This window comes from Bacillus massiliglaciei (assembly GCF_900098925.1).
GTDB lineage: Bacteria > Bacillota > Bacilli > Bacillales > DSM-1321 > Peribacillus > Peribacillus massiliglaciei.
The window spans coordinates 197,402-217,390 of the sequence record NZ_LT622359.1 but is presented as its reverse complement, the minus strand read 5'-3'; the positions used below and the strand labels follow the sequence as shown (position 1 = coordinate 217,390).

The following is a 19,989-nucleotide window of genomic DNA, read 5'->3' as shown; positions in this document are numbered from 1 at the left end:
CGACCTCTCACACCACCGTACGTACCGTTCGGTATACGGCGGTTCCATTAAGTTTGACGCAGAAATTCATATCGATTATATAAACTTTTCAACCCTCGGTGACTCCAATACAAGTTATTGAGGGTTTTGTGTAAGATTGGACTACAGGCTATTCTCCAATATTTCTTTCTGGAGTTTCCCCATTCATATGCCTTTTGGTCAGGGACACCTAGACCTTTGAGTTTTCTTACTCTTGTCCTCGGTTTCTTCCATTGTTTCCATTCAAGCATACGGAGTCTCCGTCTAATCCACTCATCAAATTCTTTAAATTTACTTGGTGTATCAGCCAATGCAAAATATCCACACCATCCCGTTAGATATTGATTTAGTTTCTCGATTCTAACTTCCATAGGAATTTGTTTAGAACGGGAGGTTAACTCCCGTATTTTAGCCTTAAACCTTTTAATACTTTCATTGGCTATTCGAACCTTCGGTTTCTTATTGACCGTAAAGCTAAAGCCAAGAAACTTTCGTTTCCACGGGCGATCAACTGCTGACTTTTCTCTATTTACTTTGAGCTTTAATTTCTGCTCAATAAAGCATGTAATTGAGTTCATCACTCGTTCTCCAGCTTTCTTCGATTTCATGTAAATATTACAATCATCGGCGTAGCGGACAAACTTGTGACCTCTCCTTTCTAACTCTTTATCAAGTTTATCCAAAAGGATATTCGAAAGAAGGGGGCTCAGTGGACCTCCTTGTGGTGTTCCTTCTTCTGCATCATAGACTACACCATTCATCATAATTCCTGCTTGGAGATATTTCCGTATAAGTTTCAAGACCAGCCGGTCTTGGATTCTACTTGCTAATATCCCCATTAACTTATCATGATTGACTCTATCAAAGAATTTCTCCAAGTCCATGTCAATCACCCATCTATAACCTTCACTTATATATTCCCTTGCTTTACGAACCGCATCATGACCTCTTCTATTTGGTCTAAACCCATAACTATGTTCTGAGAAGGTTGGGTCAAGAAGTGGGGTTAGAACTTGGGCGATAGCCTGTTGAATGAACCGGTCTGTCACGGTAGGTATTCCTAGTAATCTTACTCCACCGTTCGGTTTCGGGATTTCGACTCGACGGACTGGGTTAGGTTGATAGGTACCTTCCCTTAATGAATCACAAAGAGTTTCCCAGTTCTCATAGAGATGTCTTCGTAGGGATTTTACGGACATTCCATCTATGCCGTGACTCCCTTTGTTCTTCTCCACACGTTTAAGTGCTTCTATTAAGTTTTCCCGTGACAGAATCAGATCCATTAACATGTGATATTTCCTTTCGACGTGAACGTAGAAATCTAATTATGTTATTCCTGCTCCACCCTCATGAAGTCCCCTGTGGAATTCACCACTTCCTCCTTCAAGTAAGTCCTTTCGGATTGTCTGCTTCTATACAGGAATTATATGCCTAGTTCTCGTTCTTCCTAATAGTTCAGTCCTTCCCATTCCATCTCGAGTTGGAATGGTACTATGACCTCGGCTGACTTCTGATTGTTCAGCTGTCCATCGCTGGATAGGTTACCAAGGGAACTTGGCGTTCCAATCAGACCTCCCCGGGTAAGAGTACAGTCTTTCCCTCCATCTATCTGCTTCATTTACTCTGTACCACCTTCGGCAGTAAGGACTTCGTTTTGTTGTGCAAACTCATCCAATGGTACCTAGCCTTATATGAAGTTCGTGTTCCTCAGACCGGAGGTTTGCCGCTCGCTTCCTTCAGATTCTGCGTCACCACAGACACCCTTGCGTTAAGCTAACCATTACTACTGCCTTCATGGTTCGGGACTCTCACCCTATAGACTGCACCCATGCCGGGCGCACACAGAAACAGGCATACGCTGAAAATTAGCGGTATGCCTGTTTTTCTTTTCATTTTTTTCCTCTTCCATTCCATTTCCCCCTTCTCCTTTCAACCGCTTACAATATAAATTACTAAATACTTTGACATCCATCTAAAAATAAGGTAAATTACCAATGGGTCGAACGTTTTTAAATAAATTATATTAAAATATTCGCTTTTAGGGGTGTAATACATGGAAAATGTGTTTGATTACGAAGATATTCAATTAATTCCGGCTAAATGTATAGTAGATAGCCGTTCAGAGTGTGATACAACTGTAGCTTTGGGAAAACATACATTCAGGCTTCCTGTCGTCCCAGCCAATATGCAAACCATTATCGATGAGAATATTGCTGCTTACTTAGCGGAAAATGGGTATTTCTACATCATGCATCGTTTTCAGCCCGAAAAGCGCCAGGCATTTATAAGAGATATGCACAAGCGCGGACTGATTGCATCCATCAGCGTAGGAGTTAAAGAAGAGGAATACAGCTTCATCCAGCAATTGGCAGATGAAAATCTCGTTCCTGAATATATCACCATTGATATTGCCCATGGACATTCCAATTCTGTCATCGAAATGATCAAACATATCAAAAGTCTCTTGCCAGACTGTTTTGTCATTGCTGGAAACGTCGGAACTCCCGAAGCAGTAAGAGACCTGGAACGAGCCGGTGCAGATGCAACAAAAGTTGGGATTGGTCCCGGGAAAGTATGCATTACAAAAATCAAAACTGGATTTGGAACAGGCGGATGGCAGCTAGCTGCATTGCGCTGGTGTGCAAAGGCTGCAAGCAAGCCAATTATCGCAGACGGCGGAATCCGCACGCATGGCGATATTGCAAAGTCAGTGAGATTCGGCGCTTCCATGGTCATGATTGGCTCCCTGTTTGCCGGGCATGAAGAATCTCCGGGAGAAACGATTGAGAAAGACGGGAAACTATATAAAGAGTATTTTGGCTCCGCTTCTGAATTTCAAAAAGGCGAAAGAAAGAATGTGGAAGGCAAAAAGATGTTTGTTGAACACAAAGGTTCCCTTCAGGATACATTAATTGAAATGGAACAGGACCTTCAGTCTTCCATCTCTTATGCAGGCGGGGACAAATTGGAAGCCATCCGGACAGTAGATTATGTGATTGTGAAGAACTCCATCTTTAATGGCGACAAAGTATTCTAATCTATATAATAGGATGATCGGGGTTACCCTAAATGGTAACCCCTTTTCTTATTGCTTCTCATGAATCCATGTTAAAGAAGGAATTACACATGCAGACAAATCCTAAAACTTATATTGAAGAACTCACAAATCGTTATTCAGCCTATACAAATGAACAGCAAGCAAAATGGTCAAAAAAATATTTACGAAATCAGTTTGAATTTTTAGGCATACGGACTCCCGTCAGAAGAAAGCTGACAAACCAGTTTCTGAAAGACTGCGGATTGCCTGCTAAAGAACAGTTGAAAGAAGTGGTCCTCGTTCTGTGGCAACTGCCGGAAAGAGAATACCAGCAGGCAGCTCTCGATATTCTCGGAAAAATGAAGAATCGTCTTGGTCCAGATGAAATGCCCTGGCTGACTGAATTGATCGTAATGAAGTCTTGGTGGGATACCATCGATGTCCTTTCTCCTCACATCATAGGATCCCTTTTTCAGAATTATCCTGAACTGATTCCAGAGTATGCAGATCATTGGATTGAAAGCGAAAACATTTGGCTGCAAAGGTCTGCAATCCTTTTTCAGCTGAAATATAAAGTAAAGGCGGATGAAGAACGTCTCACCCGCTTTATTTTAAGAAGAGCGGACAGCGATGAATTTTTCATCCAAAAAGCTATTGGCTGGATATTGCGGGAATATGCCAAAACAAACCCTGACTTTGTTATTTCATTCGTTTCCCGCCATAGCCTCAAACCCCTCACCAGGCGCGAAGCTTTAAAACACCTGTCATAAACAATGGTCCCAGCTCCCTCTCAGAAAGGAGGGAGTTTTTAATATTACAATCGACCCTTCGCATCCTCTTCATTTTCCCAATTGATCTTTCCGCCAATTTTGATACTGTAGATAATTTCGGTATTCCCGGAAATCTTCTTTTTTCATTCCTGCTTTAACAGCCTGTTCGATCAGCCTTTTCCACTCGGCATCCAGCTCTTTAGACAAACAGCCATGCTGTTTGTCCGCTGCCAGCAAGTCCTCTGCACTGATTTTTAAAGGAACGGATACCTTTTCTAAAAACTGCACAGACGGATTGTTTTTCAGTCCCCTCTCAATCTGGCTAAGATAGGACTTTGAGACATCGGCCATTTGCGCCAGCTTTGAAAGAGAATACCCTCTTTTCTCTCGTAACTCTTTAATTTTTTCTCCTATCATACCCCTTCTCCTTACACTATATTGAATACATTAATTCATTATAAAGAACAATTAATTCTTTATAAAATACAAAATGGTGCGGAAATGGAAGAGAATAAGAGAGAATGCCTCTTTTTTATTTGATATTGGTAATATTTGACTAATTTTCAGATTTTTCAATTTCCTCATTTCGCCCTATACTTTCCTTAAGTGTTCTATAAAAAGAACAAAAATACGAAAAAGGAGGGAACTTTAAGATATTAAAGAGAAAAGCAGGGTAACGCCGCTGCATGAATAGCGGTAAGAAATGGAGGATTTTTTATGGAGGGTGAGGAATGGAGAATGTAGTAGTCCGGGAGAATGAAACCTCCTTTATTTCGAATGGTTTGAATGTCTCCGCTGTCAGGCATACATATATGAAACCGAGAATTGTCGCTTTCATTCCGGCTCATAATGAAGAGAAGTCTATTCGCAATTGCTTAGCCGGGTTAGCGGACCAATCCCTGCCCAAGGATGTGGAACTTGATGTCCTTGTTGTGGCCGATAACTGTACAGACCGTACGGAGGAAGCCGCCTTGGCAGCTGGCGAAGAATTTGGGTTAAAGCTAAAGGTTTTGACAACAGAAAATAATAAACATCGGAAAGTCGGCGCCTTAAATGCTGCATGGAAAAGCATTTATGGGGACCCTTTAGATCTGTATGATAAAAAACCGACCATCTATCAGGAATACTATAAACATTCAGTTAAGGCTGTGCTTGGCATGGATGCCGACAGCAGACTTGCCCCAGATGCCCTGACCAGTCTGTGGGAAGGTCTAATGAGTTCCCGCAACATCGGCGGAGTGATGGCGAAATATACAATGAGAATGCCGAAAAAGAAGAGCCTGATTTCCAAAGACGATGTGTACTATGAAGAGAAAATTCGCAGCGGTGAATATGGGGGACCCATTTCAAGGTGGTGGACACATCAGCAAAAACAGGACATGGCCAGCTGGCTGCTGGATCTTCAATACAGAGGAGGAAGCACCTATGTACTTGGAGGACAGGCTACATTATTCCGCCCGGAAGCCCTGCAGGACATTATCGAGGTCAATAAGCTGGATGGTCCCTGGCAGGATGAAAGCGATGTAGAAGATATGCTGTTGACCTGGCAAATTCAAAAATCAAAATGGAAGACACTGATCAGCCCAACCGCCCGCTGTTTTGTGGATGCGATGCGTTCCTACCATACTTTTAGACAACAGCGGAATAAATGGCAGTCAGGGACGGTTGAATTGCTTACGAATCGGGATATCGATGTTAAATCAAACCACAGAGGAAAAATATGGCGTTCTCAAATTAAGATGTTCATCGATCTTACAGTACGCGTGCTGTTCGTCGCCTTATTATTAGCCGCGATTGCAACCGATCAGTTCCACTGGTCCTGGATATGGATCACACCAGTCGTGTTAGCCTCATTATTAAATACTATGCTTGCCCTCAAAACCCCTATGCACCGAGGAATAGATGTCGTATTGGCAGCTTTGCTTATCAGTCCGGAAATCTACTTATGGGTGAACTTGATAACCTTCGTGAATGTCTGGCTTGGAAAATTGTCAGCAACGAAGAAAGACGGATGGGCAATTCAATATAATGCAGAAAAAGGGAACACACGGAGCAAACTTCTTGAAGGAAGCATCTTCGCCATCCTTTTAATCGCTGCAGGCGTTTTCGGCTGCATCCATTACAGGGATTTCTTAACAAGTGAACCGGTTCAGCTTGCCTTCTCCCCTTACCTACAGACCGGCTGGGTCATGCTTACGTATTTAACTATTTATTCTTCAGCAGTTATGCTCTACCAAATTTGGACTTTGCGAGGCAGACACACCGCTTAACAAAGCCGCATAAGGAGGATTTTATGAAAAAAATCAGAAAAGCGATCATTCCGGCGGCAGGCTTCGGAACTAGATTTCTGCCGGCAACCAAAGCTCAGCCAAAAGAAATGCTGCCGATTATCGATAAACCAACCATTCAGTATATCGTGGAAGAAGCTGTTTCTTCAGGAATTGAAGAAATTATTATTGTCACAGGAAAAGGCAAAAGAGCGATCGAAGACCATTTTGACTTTGCCCCTGAGCTGGAACAAAATTTACTGGCAAAAGGGAAATGGGAACTGCTTGATAAGGTGCGTTATTCAACTAATTTAGCAGATATCCATTATATTCGCCAAAAAGAAGCAAAAGGTCTCGGACACGCTGTATGGTGTGCACGTAACTTTATTGGGAACGAGCCCTTTGCTGTCCTTCTTGGGGATGATATCGTTCAAAGCGATACACCTTGTTTAAAGCAGCTGATGGAAGTATATGAAGAGACAGGCTCCTCTGTCATAGGTGTTCAATCCATTCCAGATGAGGAAACACACCGGTATGGAATCATTCAGACCCATGCCCAGAACGAAAGGCGATATGCTGTAAGCAATTTGGTGGAAAAGCCTAAGGGTCCCGCTCCTTCCAATCTCGCCATTATGGGCCGCTATATTCTGACCCCTGGTATTTTTGAGTTTTTAGACACACAAGAATCAGGTGCAGGCGGAGAAATTCAACTGACAGACGCCATTCAGAAATTAAATCAGCACCAGCCGGTCTTCGCCTATGATTTTGAAGGAAAACGCTATGATGTCGGTGAGAAAATCGGGTTTGTGAAAACAACGATCGATTTTGCCCTTCAGCACGAAGAAATTCGAGATGAAATTATCGATTATCTAAAAGAAATCGTGAATCATAATAAGAATGTCTTAATCTAAACCCGGCACCCGGTATTTCACCTTTGATGTTTATATTGATCAGTCCCTATCAGCTCCCGGTAAAGGAGCTGTTCTTTCTTTTGAAGAGCACTGTTCCAAGTCAGGAATCCGATTTCAAATTCAAGAATTGGACGAGCTGGTTATTTAAATAGCCGGCACTATAAGAAAAATCATGCTGATACCAGTCAATGATCATGCCGATCATCGCATTGGCCTGGTAGGCACAAAGCAGCTCATGATTTATGGCTGTTTTTTTATTCGAAGCTTCATGATCATGAAGCAGCAGCTGTTTGATTTCTTCAAATAATAAATAGTAATACATTAAGGGCACTTGTTTGGAAAAGATTATTCGGTAGAATGGCTTGTAGTTCTCGATATGATGAAAAATCTGAATAGTAGAAGGGTCTAATTCGCTTGTTTTCAACACGGGAACATGTCGGTATGGCTCTTGATAGGAACTTGCTAAATCCGCTGTTATCTCTTTAAAATATTCCTCAAATAAGTCCTCTACCTGATTATAATGCAGATAGAATGTACCTCGATTGATCTTCGCCTTTCTGCAAATTTCCGATATGTCATCACAAACATTGGTTCCACCATGACCAATGTAAGCGAATTTGGAGCTGGACGCCAATCATTGGGACTGGCTATTAACCCAAGGGCCGGCCAGCCGGAGGAAATTGCCAAACTCGCTGTCTTCTTAGGATCTGAAGAAGCAAGCTTCATAAATGGACAAGTCATTGCCGCAGATGGTGGATGGACTGCTTATTAATAGAGATAAGTATATACTGGTACAATAACGTGAAAAGAGGCTGAATCTTCCCAAACTGACCCCTACATTTTACTCAAAAGTGATACTTTTAAAAATACCAGTCCTTTGCTAAAGTTATCAGTAAATTCAAAAATACGAAGAAAGGCTTACCACTATGCAAAAAACACAAAGTAATGCAAATTCACGCATCAAAACATTTGATTTGATCCTAACGGCCATGCTGATTGCACTGGTATTTGTCGCCACAATTTTTTTAAATATCAAACTGCCAATTACTGCAAATGGCGGCCTGGTGCACCTTGGAACAGCCATGCTCCTGATCGCCTCTATTTTATTCGGTCCTAAAAAAGGAGCGATTGCCGGCGCTGTCGGGATGGCTCTCTTTGATTTAATATCCGGCTGGACTTTATGGGCTCCCTTCACTTTCATAACCCGCGGCCTGCAAGGATATATTGTAGGAAAAATCGCTTGGTCAAACGGCCGGAATGGCAGCAGCTTCACTTTCAATCTGCTCGCGGCTATCATCTCCGTTCCAATCATGCTTGCCGGCTATTACGTCTGCGAAACTGTCATATACGGAAGCTGGATCATTCCTGCTGCTTCCATCCCAGGAAACCTCGTTCAAAACGCAGTCGGAATTATTGTAGCCATGCCTGTTTGCATGGCACTGAAAAAAATTTCATTTTTTAAATAAACAGAAGAGAGAGGAAGATTCAGGAATCGAATCTTCCTCTCTCTTTTTTTATGAATGGTAAACTCCATGTACCGCAACCACCTTTTAAAATTTGGCTTTATCCATGACTTTTTTGATAAATGGAGCCTTTGCTGAAGTATAATGTAATCTGTCCATACAGCTGTCAGCCAAGCCGCGCTTTAACCGATCATACTGATTGCGCACATCGGGATTATTCCTTAAATAGTCCCTGAACAAGAGCTGATGATTCCACTCTTCACCTTGATATTGATAGATATGAAGATGATGCGTCCCGGCTCCCCGCTGCCCTTTTCTAAAAAAGCGTCTAAAAAAGAATTCCTTATGATTGACGAATTCATATCTTATCCGTTCCAGCGGCTCAATAAAAGTATCCGTTATAACTAAATCATTCACGCCAGCCATTATGTCAATAATCGGTTTCGCCTCTAAACCTGTAACTGAAGTACTGCCTATATGTTCTATCCCCATAATGTTTTCACCTATAAGAGCTTTTATCTTTCCCGCTTCTATTTCATACTCGGCGACCCATTTTGGATCGTACTTTTCTATTATGACTGAGCTTCTCATTGCTTTCCTCCCCTTTCGTAATTATCGTAAACCCAGTTCGTATTTATGTTTTATAATTGCCGGCTTTTTCATGATATACTTTCAATACACAAGTTTATTAGCGAAAGTCAGCCGGCAGCAAAGTCTCAAAAGCTGCCGGTTATTTGTTCCTGAAAATCAACAATAGTTGAACATTTTCAAGAAATCTGGTGCCCGTTCATAATTAGTTCATATCTTCTGTCTATACTCATGTTTATAATCCAAATGTTGAAAGGATGTAACCCATGTCTATCGTAAAAAAAGAAAAAGGATGGAGGCAGTTCATTTGTTTAGTCAGAGAGACAAAGCCTTCTAAACTGCTGATCTCCCTTGCCTTATTTTTAAGTCTGAGCACAACAGGTGCCGCTTTATTAGTGCCTTTATTCACGAAAGACCTGATCAATGATTTTTCCGTAGATTCTATCAGCAAGGGCGGAATTGCCCTGCTTGTTCTGGCGATTATTGTCCAGGCGCTGGCCAGCGGCTTTTCCATTTATCTATTAAACCACATTGGCCAGAAGGTCGTTGCAGGCATACGTGATCAGCTCTGGAAAAAATTATTAGTACTGCCTGTTTCTTATTTTGATGAGCATTCGTCAGGGGAAACTGTCAGCCGGATGACAAACGATACCGGGGTCGTAAAAGGATTAATCTCCGAGCATTTATCCAATTTTGTCACGGGCGTTATCTCCATTATCGGTTCCATCATTGTTCTGTTTGTACTCGATTGGAGAATGACACTTGTCCTGTTTATTGCCATCCCGTTAGCTGCCGCTGTCTTAGTGCCGCTTGGGAAAAAGATGTATAAGATTTCTAAAGGCGTCCAGGATGAAACGGCAGGATTCACAGCCGTCCTGCAGCAAGTGCTTTCGGAAATCAGGCTTGTCAAAGCTTCTAATGCAGAAAAAATCGAATACGGAAACGGAAAAAAAGGAATCACCCAGCTCTTCCAATTTGGCTTAAAAGAAGCGAAGGTCCAGGCATTGATTGGCCCATTAATGAGTGTCGTCATGATGGCATTACTCGTCATTATCCTTGGATACGGCGGCATGCGGGTATCATCCGGGGCATTGTCTGCCGGCGCTCTTGTTGCCTTCATTATGTATCTTTTCCAAATCGTAATGCCAATGGGCCAGTTAGCTGCTTTCTTTACTCAATTTCAAAAAGCAACGGGTGCAACAGAGCGGATTATTTCGATCCTGGAATCGGATGAAGAAGCGGACGGAAAACAGCCTATACACAATATGAATCAAACCATTACAGTTGAAGGAGTAAATTACAGCTATCAAAATGGCGAAGAAATATTGAAAGATATTAATGTAACAATCGAAGAAGGCAAAGTAACCGCCATTGTCGGTCCAAGCGGAAGCGGCAAGACCACCCTGTTCTCTCTCTTTGAACGTTTTTATCGTCCGCAGCAGGGTACCATCCGTATCGGCGGAGAGGATATTCAAGATTTTTCCCTTCAATCTTGGAGAAGCCAAATTGGCTATGTATCACAGGAAAGCCCAATAGTCGCTGGAACCATTCGTGATAACATTTGCTACGGAGTCGAACAGGAGATATCTGATGCTGAGCTGGATCGGGTAGCTAAAATGGCATATGCAGACCAGTTCATTTCCGATCTCCCTAATGGCTATGATACAGAAGTTGGGGAACGAGGCGTTAAATTATCCGGCGGACAGCGACAAAGAATCGCGATTGCCCGCGCCTTTTTACGAGATCCTAAAATCCTGATGCTTGATGAGGCGACTTCAAGCCTTGACAGTAAATCAGAAAAAGTTGTGCAGCAGGCCCTGAATAATTTGATGAATGGAAGAACAACAATTGTGATCGCTCATCGTTTATCAACTGTCATTGATTCAGATCAGATTGTATTTTTGGAGAAAGGGAAAATAACAGGGATCGGCACACATGATGAGCTTTATCAAACCCATTCGCTGTACCGGGAGTTTGCCGAGCAGCAATTGCACAAGCTGAATCCTGCATAATCTCTGGAGGGGAAAAGAAAAATGACGAATATTTTAATGGCAGATGATGATACACACATTCGCGAGCTTGTTCTTCTCTTCCTAAAAAAAGAGGGTTTCACCTTATATGAAGCAGCAGATGGCCTGCAAGCAATAGAAATCATGGATAAGGTAAAAATAGATCTGGCCATTATTGATGTCATGATGCCTCATATGGACGGCTGGCAATTATGCGAGGAAATCCGCAGCTTCAGCAGCATCCCCATTTTAATGCTGACGGCAAAGGGAGAGACTTCTCAAAAGGTCAAAGGATTCAGCCTTGGTGCAGATGATTATCTCGTGAAACCCTTTGAACCTATTGAGCTGGTCATGCGTGTCAAGGCCTTGTTAAAACGATACCATATTACCGTTTCTCAAACGGTTCAAATCGGGGAATTACACATGGACCGGAATACACTCTCTGTTTCATTTAAAGATAAAAAAATAATCCCGCCCTTAAAGGAATTTGAACTGCTTTTTAAGCTCGGAAGCTACCCAAACAAAACCTTTTCAAGGGAGCAGCTGATTGAAGATATTTGGGGCTATGATTATGAAGGAGACGACCGCACAGTGGATGTTCATATCAAACGGATTAGAGAACGGTTTCCGGAAGCAGACTTCCAATTTCGTATCAAAACAGTATGGGGACTCGGATATCGCTTGGAGATAAACGCATGATAAGAAAAAGAATACTCGGCAGTCTTTTCATGATGATTTTTGCTGCCGGCTGTTTTTCAGCCGGATATGCGGTCATTCACCTGCTTCCCTTAAAGCTGCCTCCATACTCCTTATACCTGGCGGCAACCTTCATGAGCTTTTTCGTCATATTTCTAATCGGTGTCATCTTCCGGTTCTTTAACCGACCCCGACAGCGTCATTTTTATATGGAAATCATTCACGCCCTGCGAAAGATTGCCAGCGGCGATTTCAATGTCCAGCTGGATTTTGGCAGCCAAATGAAGCGGAATAATCAATTCTCTGAGCTCATCAATCATTTCAATCACATGACCAAACAATTAAAACAAATGGAAGAAATGCGCCAGGAGTTCATCTCAAACGTCTCACATGAGATTCAGTCACCGCTCACATCCATAACAGGCTTTGCCCATGCCCTCCAATCGGATCAACTGACAAAACGAGAAAGAAAACACTACCTGCAGATTATTGAAACTGAAAGCCGCCGATTATCTAAATTAAGTGATAATCTCCTTAAGCTTACGTCACTGGAATCTGATCACCATCCTTTTGAGAAACGGGCATATCGGCTGGACCAGCAAATCCGGACCATTCTCTTGGCATGCGAACCGCTCTGGGTGGAAAAAGAACTTGAATTGGATATTGGACTGGAAAATAATGTACGGATTTTTGCCGATGAAGACTTAATGAGCCAGGTCTGGACCAATCTCATTCATAACAGCATTAAATTCACGCCTATGAAAGGAAAGCTGAGCATACAGCTCCAGCTAACAGACGGACAGGCCGCTATCTCAATTTCAGATACAGGGATCGGCATTTCCGAACAGGACCAGCTGCACATCTTTGAGCGGTTTTTTAAGGCAGACCAGGCCCGCGAACGAACAAAGAGCGGCAGCGGTCTCGGCTTATCTATTGTGAAAAAAATTATCGATATGCACGATGGGACAATTCATGTCAAAAGCAAATTAGGAAAAGGCACAATCTTTACCGTTATACTTCCAACAGGAGCTTGAAGGATAGAGAACCATTTACCCTATACAGTGCAAAAAACCAGGGAATATACTTCCTGGTTTTTTGCATGGCTGGCTACATCTTAAACTTGTTCGAATGGACAGAATCTCGATTCACAGGATTCTCAAAAATCGTTCCTTTCTTGAACTTGGAATCCTTAAATGCATACTTCATAAGAAGAATATAAGCAATCCCGGCTACCGTCCCGCCAATGATCCAGGCAAGGTCCACTTCTATAAAGGCAGCCCCTGCACCGATAAGCAGGGCAAGCATAGCTGCTGGATTATATCCGGCAAACGGCCCCTCTTCATCGTACAGATCACGCACATTCACTTTTTGTTTCCTTAAAATATAGTACTCTACCAGTAGAATGGAGACGATGGGACCTAAAAAGGCCGAATAGATCAATATAAACATCCCAAGCCCTTTAGCTGAAGAATCCTGTACAAGCACCCATGGAAAGGACCCTAATGCCAGCAGGCCCGTTACTATGGCAGCAGGTTTGAATTTCAATTTTGTCAGCAAGGTAATAACATACGTCGGCGGAATAATATTGGCAACCATGTTGACCGCCACCACTCCGATTACAATAAACGCTGACACAAAGACAGTAATATACGGATTATCTACAACGACCGCAAATGCTTTGACCGGATTAGAAATGCCGGTTGCCGAAGCGAGCATCGCACCGATTGTGAGTGTCAGACCGTAAGCAATTAAAATAGGGAAAAAGTAGAGAAGACCCCGTTTAGTGTGACTAATGCCTGTTTTCAATTCTCTAGAGTAATCCGCAGCGCTTAAAAAGATGGCTGCATAATTCCCCATGAACATCATGATAAAGGCAAAGAACGGCAAGCCCCATGAACCTTCAGCATGCACCCACTTTTCAGTAATCACTGTGCTGTGAGAAGAAAGCAGGACACCAAATACGTACACTAATGCAATCATAATCACAATAGAAGTAATCGACTCTACCCATTTAACTGCATGGAAACCATACAAGGAAAGCCAAATTTGCACAGCCTGAAGCACAATAAAACAAACAGCCATGTTATCAAAAGCTCCGCCGGTAACAATTTTAGCAATTTCATTTAAGGCCGTACCGCCTGTCCAGCTTTGAAATCCGTACCAAACAATCGCAGGAATTCCGCGGCATAGAGATGAAATGACAGAACCTTTCACTCCGAAGGACATTCGGAGCTGGACAATATAAGGAATCCCTGTTTTATATCCAAGTCTGTCATTTAATGAAAAAACAATAGAGATAATCCCAATAGCAATTATCGCAGCAACAAATGTCTGAAAAATATTCAAAGTCGCCATTCCCGCCACCACTAAACTCGCCCCGAGCGTCATATTGCCTAAGTTAACTCCATCGCCTATCCACATAAACGTATAATTCCATGATCCAACTGTTCGGTTCTGATCTTTTTTTGGATTCAGTGACTCATCCATGCCCGTATCAAATTGCGGCGTTCCCGGTGTTGCTTCCACTAATGTTTCTGCATTGACAGACATATATACCCTCCCATTTTATTATTTTTTTAATAATCAGACAAATAAAGCCGCATAATGTTTATGTAAGTTTATATCACTCCATCTGTTATCTTTACTCATTACTATAATCAAAGGATTCCTCTATTTCATTGTACAAAGTAGACAAAAATGAAATATAGCGTTATTCATATTCAATAAAGATCAAGTGTACCAAGGGCTGAATGGCTTTTCGCATGTAAGAGAATGTGACATAGTTTTTCTCTATGCCTTAGCATGGTCTCAAATGAAAAGGGAAAGTAATAAACACAAACAGAGACATGGAGAATCTATCATCTCCATGTCTCGTGTCTATATTCAATCGTTTCATGTGAAACAATCCTTCATTATTCTTTGTAAGAAAGCTTTATTAATTAAACAAGTTCGGATCCATTTCTTTTGCTAAAGCCTTCATCCCGTCCAAAGAACGGTTTTCAATTTATCGGCACTTACCCCGCCGGTTATCTGCCCATCAGGGATGATTAATACGTCAGGATTCTCCTCATCAGCCTTGAGGCTTATCTCTCCGGTATCATCTTTAAATATGTTATCTAGTTTCACCAGGGCAGCATACACATTCGGTTCTTTTAGATCGCTCATATCCAGATAAGCAAATGTTTTCTAATCTCCCATTTCCTGTTTATGTCCCACTCATATTTTGAAATTTTATTTGCTGTTATTCCTCTCTCTATGGTAAAGTAGTACCGATAATGAGATTCATTATCAATTATATTATGACAAAATGAATGACTAAAACACCATTACTTTTTATACATGTTAGGGCAAAAGATTCACCATAGATAGGAAGAGCGGACGGTATTCACCAAAAGGATAGGGGGATAAATCATGAACCAAGAAGAATTATTTGATGTAACGATAATCGGCGGCGGGCCGGCGGGCCTTTACTCTGCTTTTTACAGCGGCCTTCGTACCATGAAAACGAAGCTCATTGAATTTCAGCCCCAATTAGGCGGAAAGCTTCATGTCTATCCTGAAAAAATGATTTGGGATGTCGGAGGCCTCACACCTACAACAGGCGAAAAGCTAATTGAGCAAATAGTCGCTCAAGGATTAACATTTGACCCTGAGGTTGTCTTAAATGAGAAAATCGTGAAGATCACCCAGAATAAAGACAAGATTTTTATATTACATAGTGCCTCTGGGCAGCAGCACTTCTCCAAAATGGTAATCGTATCTGTCGGCGGCGGAATCCTAAAGCCTCAGAAACTTGAAATCGACGGGGCGGAGAGATACGAAATCTCCAATTTACATTACACCGTAAAATCCTTGAAGCAGTTTAAAGACAAGACCGTTATCATTTCAGGCGGCGGAAACTCTGCTATCGATTGGGCAAATGAATTAGTGCCGTTTGCCAAACACGTGTATGTCACCTATAGAAAGGATTCCCTAAACGGGCATGAAGCACAAGTCGCCCAGCTTGAAAACAGCTCTGCCCATTGCTTCTTCAACTCGTCTATCACCAAACTGACTGCCAGCGAGAACCATGAAGCCATCCAATCGGTTGAATTGACGAACCATCTTACCAATGAAGTCACTCAGCTGCCGATTGATGAAGTCGTCATCAACCATGGCTATGAGCGCGACTCCTCCCTGCTAGATAATTGTTCGCTCGATATAAAGCGCATCAATGATTTTTATATTGACGGAACGGCCAAAAGCGAAACGTCTGTAGACGGATTATATGCAGCAGGAGATATCCTGAAATATGACGGAAAAGTTCACTTAATTGCCGGGGCCTTTCAAGATGCCGCCAACGCTGTAAACCGGGCGAAACAATACATTCAGCCTGATGCCAATCAAGGCGGAATGGTATCTTCCCATAACGAAATCTTCAAACAGCGCAACAAAGAGCTCGTCAGGCAGCTTGTAAAATAGCGATAAGTTCTTTACTAAAAAAGACAGGCTGTGGCCTGTCTTTTTTGATGTGGAACGCTCCTCTTAGCTAAAAACATTGAGACTAAACAGGCCCAATCCCCAAAACTGATAGATACACACTAATCGGCTATACTAATAGTTGAAAATAATCATTATCGATTTATATCGAAAAGGAGTGAATGATTTTGCGCAATAAAGAGGAACTAAAACAAGAAATTCTGGATGCCTTTCATTTTAGACATGCCACCAAGGAATTTGATCCAAATAAGAAGATTTCCGACGAGGATTTCCGTTTTATTTTAGAAACCGGTCGCCTGTCCCCAAGTTCCTTTGGATTTGAACCGTGGCGCTTTGTAGTTGTTCAAAGCTCAGAGCTTCGTGAAAAAATAAAAAATCATTCATGGGGCGCATTCAGTAAGCTCCCTGACGCAAGTCACTTTGTAATTTTCCTAGCCCGGACAAAACGTGACACTCAATATAATTCTGATTATTTGCAGGATCATTTAAAGAATGTAACGAAATTCCCAGAAGAACATTTAGAGAAGTTTTTACAAAGAGTCGAAGAGTTCCAAAGAGATGACTTTAAACTGCTTGACGGGGACCGTCCTTTATACGATTGGGCATGCAAGCAAACCTACGTAGCTCTCGCCAATATGATGACAGCGGCCGCACAGATCGGCATCGATTCCTGTCCGATTGAAGGATTCAACATCGATACTATGAATCAGCTGCTTGATGAAGAAGGATTATTGGAAGATGGACATTTCAGTATTTCTGTTATGGCCGCCTTTGGCTACCGTACGAAAGATCCCCGTCCAAAAACCCGCAGGCCGTTTGATGACGTAGTAAAATGGGTGTAATAATCGAGTAGGAGGGGGTGATTAACCCCCGACCTCTCACACCACCGTACGTACCGTTCGGTATACGGCGGTTCCATTAAGTTTGACGCAGAAATTCATATCGATTATATAAACTTTTCAACCCTCGGTGACTCCAATACAAGTTATTGAGGGTTTTGTGTAAGATTGGACTACAGGCTATTCTCCAATATTTCTTTCTGGAGTTTCCCCATTCATATGCCTTTTGGTCAGGGACACCTAGACCTTTGAGTTTTCTTACTCTTGTCCTCGGTTTCTTCCATTGTTTCCATTCAAGCATACGGAGTCTCCGTCTAATCCACTCATCAAATTCTTTAAATTTACTTGGTGTATCAGCCAATGCAAAATATCCACACCATCCCGTTAGATATTGATTTAGTTTCTCGATTCTAACTTCCATAGGAATTTGTTTAGAACGGGAGGTTAACTCCCGTATTTTAGCCTTAAGCCTTTTAATACTTTCATTGGCTATTCGAACCTTCGGTTTCTTATTGACCGTAAAGCTAAAGCCAAGAAACTTTCGTTTCCACGGGCGATCAACTGCTGACTTTTCTCTATTTACTTTGAGCTTTAATTTCTGCTCAATAAAGCATGTAATTGAGTTCATCACTCGTTCTCCAGCTTTCTTCGATTTCATGTAAATATTACAATCATCGGCGTAGCGGACAAACTTGTGACCTCTCCTTTCTAACTCTTTATCAAGTTTATCCAAAAGGATATTCGAAAGAAGGGGGCTCAGTGGACCTCCTTGTGGTGTTCCTTCTTCTGCATCATAGACTACACCATTCATCATAATTCCTGCTTGGAGATATTTCCGTATAAGTTTCAAGACCTGCCGGTCTTGGATTCTACTTGCTAATATCCCCATTAACTTATCATGATTGACTCTATCAAAGAATTTCTCCAAGTCCATGTCAATCACCCATCTATAACCTTCACTTATATATTCCCTTGCTTTACGAACCGCATCATGACCTCTTCTATTTGGTCTAAACCCATAACTATGTTCTGAGAAGGTTGGGTCAAGAAGTGGGGTTAGAACTTGGGCGATAGCCTGTTGAATGAACCGGTCTGTCACGGTAGGTATTCCTAGTAATCTTACTCCACCGTTCGGTTTCGGGATTTCGACTCGACGGACTGGGTTAGGTTGATAGGTACCTTCCCTTAATGAATCACAAAGAGTTTCCCAGTTCTCATAGAGATGTCTTCGTAGGGATTTTACGGACATTCCATCTATGCCGTGACTCCCTTTGTTCTTCTCCACACGTTTAAGTGCTTCTATTAAGTTTTCCCGTGACAGAATCAGATCCATTAACATGTGATATTTCCTTTCGACGTGAACGTAGAAAACTAATTATGTTATTCCTGCTCCACCCTCATGAAGTCCCCTGTGGAATTCACCACTTCCTCCTTCAAGTAAGTCCTTTCGGATTGTCTGCTTCTATACAGGAATTATATGCCTAGTTCTCGTTCTTCCTAATAGTTCAGTCCTTCCCATTCCATCTCGAGTTGGAATGGTACTATGACCTCGGCTGACTTCTGATTGTTCAGCTGTCCATCGCTGGATAGGTTACCAAGGGAACTTGGCGTTCCAATCAGACCTCCCCGGGTAAGAGTACAGTCTTTCCCTCCATCTATCTGCTTCATTTACTCTGTACCACCTTCGGCAGTAAGGACTTCGTTTTGTTGTGCAAACTCATCCAATGGTACCTAGCCTTATATGAAGTTCGTGTTCCTCAGACCGGAGGTTTGCCGCTCGCTTCCTTCAGATTCTGCGTCACCACAGACACCCTTGCGTTAAGCTAACCATTACTACTGCCTTCATGGTTCGGGACTCTCACCCTATAGACTGCACCCATGCCGGGCGCACACAAGGAAAGGGCAGGCAGAAGCCTGTCTTTTTTTCCTTCACCGCTCTTCTTATGCTAAATAGAAATCAATGATGTTCGTAAGCTCCTCCAAATACAATTTCGCCATTCGGCTTAGCTGTGTTTTTTTGTTGACCACCCAGCCTACTGTAATGATTTCCCCCTCATCAAGCGGAACGGATACAATATTGGAACCATTCAGGTCTTCACTCAATATCCCTGTAGAAATGGTATAGCCATTCAGCCCGATCAATAGGTTAAATAAGGTCGCCCGGTCACTGACCTGAATACTTCTTTTGCTTGGAATCGTACTGAAAATCTCTTCCGAATAATAAAACGAATTAAACTCTCCCTGTTCAAAATTAAGCCGCGGATATTCCTCTAAATCTTCTAAAGTGACCGATTTCTTTTTTGCGAGCGGATTCTGAGAACTTATAAAGATATGCGGTTTCGCTTTAAATAGGACGTGAAAATCTAACCCTCTCTCTTTTAACAGCTGCATCATCACTTTTTCATTAAAAGAACTGATATATAATATTCCAATTTCACTGCGTAAATCCTTCACGTCTTCAATAATTTCATAGGTTCTTGTTTCTCTGATCGTAAATTGGTACTTATCTTCTCCATATTTTTTGATCATATCAACAAAGGCATTTACGGCAAACGCATAGTGCTGAGTCGAAATAGATAACAGCTGCTGGGAAGGGGACGTATTGAAATAGCGGCGTTCCAGCAATTCTGCCTGTTCAACAACCTGTCTGGCATAACCCAGGAATTCCGCTCCGTCTTTTGACAAAGTAATTCCAGTAGATGTACGGGTAAAAATGGTAATTCCAATTTCTTTTTCAAGCTCTTTTATGGCTTTTGAAAGACTCGGCTGCGAGATATATAATCTGCGCGCCGCTTCATTAATGGAACCGCACATCACAACTTCAATAACATATTTCAATTGCTGTAATTTCATACTTAATCCCTTTCCTATTCTTTTTTTCAATGTGTATTTTTCATTTTAACCGAAAAGAT

The 19,989-nt window shown here is 42.1% G+C and carries 20 protein-coding genes and 1 pseudogene; 11 read left to right on the top strand and 10 right to left on the bottom strand.

Features of this window, described 5'->3' with window-relative positions; all coding sequences use genetic code 11:
- Window positions 1–47: 47 nt before the first annotated feature.
- Both ltrA (BQ4305_RS13005) and BQ4305_RS21505 read right to left on the bottom strand, forming a co-directional pair.
- The gene (ltrA, locus tag BQ4305_RS13005; protein WP_110926134.1) at window positions 48–1,307 is read right to left on the bottom strand and encodes a group II intron reverse transcriptase/maturase; all 1,260 of its coding nucleotides are present in this window, start codon (window positions 1,305–1,307) and stop codon (window positions 48–50) included.
- Between the two features lie 158 nt (window positions 1,308–1,465).
- A complete protein-coding gene (locus tag BQ4305_RS21505) occupies window positions 1,466–1,636 on the bottom strand; it encodes a hypothetical protein (RefSeq protein ID WP_199880500.1) in 171 nt (56 codons plus the stop codon).
- A 435-nt stretch (window positions 1,637–2,071) separates the two neighbouring features.
- Here BQ4305_RS21505 and guaC point away from each other — a divergent pair, with 435 nt between their 5' ends.
- Window positions 2,072–3,055: a GMP reductase gene (guaC, locus tag BQ4305_RS12995; RefSeq protein WP_110928191.1), complete on the top strand. Its 984-nt coding sequence runs from the start codon at window positions 2,072–2,074 to the stop codon at window positions 3,053–3,055.
- Window positions 3,056–3,144: 89 nt separating this feature from the next.
- Window positions 3,145–3,825: a DNA alkylation repair protein gene (locus BQ4305_RS12990; protein WP_110928795.1), complete on the top strand. Its 681-nt coding sequence runs from the start codon at window positions 3,145–3,147 to the stop codon at window positions 3,823–3,825.
- A gap of 69 nt (window positions 3,826–3,894) precedes the next feature.
- Here BQ4305_RS12990 and BQ4305_RS12985 read toward each other — a convergent pair whose 3' ends face one another.
- The gene (locus BQ4305_RS12985) at window positions 3,895–4,242 is read right to left on the bottom strand and encodes an XRE family transcriptional regulator (protein WP_110928190.1); all 348 of its coding nucleotides are present in this window, start codon (window positions 4,240–4,242) and stop codon (window positions 3,895–3,897) included.
- 314 nt (window positions 4,243–4,556) lie between these two features.
- Between BQ4305_RS12985 and BQ4305_RS12980 the strand changes: the two genes are divergently transcribed.
- Window positions 4,557–6,095 carry a glycosyltransferase family 2 protein gene (locus tag BQ4305_RS12980; protein WP_234396956.1) on the top strand — a complete coding sequence of 513 codons (1,539 nt, stop codon included), beginning with the start codon at window positions 4,557–4,559 and terminating at the stop codon, window positions 6,093–6,095.
- Window positions 6,096–6,118: 23 nt separating this feature from the next.
- The gene (gene galU / locus BQ4305_RS12975; RefSeq protein WP_110928189.1) at window positions 6,119–7,003 is read left to right on the top strand and encodes a UTP--glucose-1-phosphate uridylyltransferase GalU; all 885 of its coding nucleotides are present in this window, start codon (window positions 6,119–6,121) and stop codon (window positions 7,001–7,003) included.
- 100 nt (window positions 7,004–7,103) lie between these two features.
- On the opposite strand, the gene BQ4305_RS21900 is transcribed toward galU, so the two are convergent.
- Window positions 7,104–7,427 (bottom strand): TetR-like C-terminal domain-containing protein, encoded by a 324-nt coding sequence (locus BQ4305_RS21900; RefSeq protein ID WP_234396955.1) that lies wholly within the window; start codon window positions 7,425–7,427, stop codon window positions 7,104–7,106.
- A 150-nt stretch (window positions 7,428–7,577) separates the two neighbouring features.
- Between BQ4305_RS21900 and BQ4305_RS22015 the strand changes: the two are divergent.
- Window positions 7,578–7,775, top strand: a pseudogene (locus BQ4305_RS22015) (SDR family oxidoreductase); the annotation flags it as partial.
- A gap of 154 nt (window positions 7,776–7,929) precedes the next feature.
- The gene (locus BQ4305_RS12960; RefSeq protein WP_110928187.1) at window positions 7,930–8,469 is read left to right on the top strand and encodes an ECF transporter S component; all 540 of its coding nucleotides are present in this window, start codon (window positions 7,930–7,932) and stop codon (window positions 8,467–8,469) included.
- 84 nt (window positions 8,470–8,553) lie between these two features.
- Here BQ4305_RS12960 and BQ4305_RS12955 read toward each other — a convergent pair whose 3' ends face one another.
- Window positions 8,554–9,057: a GrpB family protein gene (locus BQ4305_RS12955; protein ID WP_110928186.1), complete on the bottom strand. Its 504-nt coding sequence runs from the start codon at window positions 9,055–9,057 to the stop codon at window positions 8,554–8,556.
- Between the two features lie 263 nt (window positions 9,058–9,320).
- Here BQ4305_RS12955 and BQ4305_RS12950 point away from each other — a divergent pair, with 263 nt between their 5' ends.
- From BQ4305_RS12950 to BQ4305_RS12940, 3 genes are read left to right on the top strand one after another with little or no spacing between them, the layout of a single operon-like run.
- Window positions 9,321–11,066, top strand: coding sequence for an ABC transporter ATP-binding protein (locus BQ4305_RS12950; protein WP_110928185.1), 1,746 nt, complete (start codon window positions 9,321–9,323; stop codon window positions 11,064–11,066).
- A 21-nt stretch (window positions 11,067–11,087) separates the two neighbouring features.
- Window positions 11,088–11,762, top strand: a complete 675-nt coding sequence (locus BQ4305_RS12945) for a response regulator transcription factor (RefSeq protein WP_110928184.1) — start codon at window positions 11,088–11,090, stop codon at window positions 11,760–11,762.
- Complete coding sequence (locus BQ4305_RS12940; protein WP_199880680.1) at window positions 11,759–12,793, top strand: sensor histidine kinase; 1,035 nt, start codon at window positions 11,759–11,761, stop codon at window positions 12,791–12,793. Before BQ4305_RS12945 ends, BQ4305_RS12940 begins: the two co-directional genes overlap by 4 nt.
- Before the next feature lie 73 nt (window positions 12,794–12,866).
- On the opposite strand, the gene BQ4305_RS12935 is transcribed toward BQ4305_RS12940, so the two are convergent.
- Together BQ4305_RS12935 and BQ4305_RS12930 are read right to left on the bottom strand one after the other, a co-directional pair.
- Window positions 12,867–14,309, bottom strand: coding sequence for an NCS1 family transporter (locus BQ4305_RS12935; protein ID WP_110928182.1), 1,443 nt, complete (start codon window positions 14,307–14,309; stop codon window positions 12,867–12,869).
- A 426-nt stretch (window positions 14,310–14,735) separates the two neighbouring features.
- On the bottom strand, window positions 14,736–14,924 hold the full coding sequence (locus BQ4305_RS12930; protein ID WP_110928181.1) for a hypothetical protein: 189 nt from the start codon (window positions 14,922–14,924) through the stop codon (window positions 14,736–14,738).
- Between the two features lie 246 nt (window positions 14,925–15,170).
- Between BQ4305_RS12930 and BQ4305_RS12925 the strand changes: the two genes are divergently transcribed.
- Both BQ4305_RS12925 and BQ4305_RS12920 read left to right on the top strand, forming a co-directional pair.
- Window positions 15,171–16,220, top strand: a complete 1,050-nt coding sequence (locus BQ4305_RS12925) for an NAD(P)/FAD-dependent oxidoreductase (protein ID WP_110928180.1) — start codon at window positions 15,171–15,173, stop codon at window positions 16,218–16,220.
- Between the two features lie 185 nt (window positions 16,221–16,405).
- Window positions 16,406–17,080, top strand: coding sequence for an NAD(P)H-dependent oxidoreductase (locus BQ4305_RS12920; RefSeq protein WP_110928179.1), 675 nt, complete (start codon window positions 16,406–16,408; stop codon window positions 17,078–17,080).
- 76 nt (window positions 17,081–17,156) lie between these two features.
- Here the strand turns inward: BQ4305_RS12920 and ltrA (BQ4305_RS12915) are convergent, their stop codons facing one another.
- The 3 genes from ltrA (BQ4305_RS12915) to BQ4305_RS12905 form a co-directional block, all read right to left on the bottom strand.
- Window positions 17,157–18,416, bottom strand: coding sequence for a group II intron reverse transcriptase/maturase (gene ltrA / locus BQ4305_RS12915; protein WP_110926047.1), 1,260 nt, complete (start codon window positions 18,414–18,416; stop codon window positions 17,157–17,159).
- A 158-nt stretch (window positions 18,417–18,574) separates the two neighbouring features.
- Complete coding sequence (locus BQ4305_RS21500; protein ID WP_199880500.1) at window positions 18,575–18,745, bottom strand: hypothetical protein; 171 nt, start codon at window positions 18,743–18,745, stop codon at window positions 18,575–18,577.
- Between the two features lie 273 nt (window positions 18,746–19,018).
- Window positions 19,019–19,930, bottom strand: coding sequence for a LysR family transcriptional regulator (locus tag BQ4305_RS12905; protein WP_110928178.1), 912 nt, complete (start codon window positions 19,928–19,930; stop codon window positions 19,019–19,021).
- Between the last annotated feature and the right edge of the window lie 59 nt (window positions 19,931–19,989).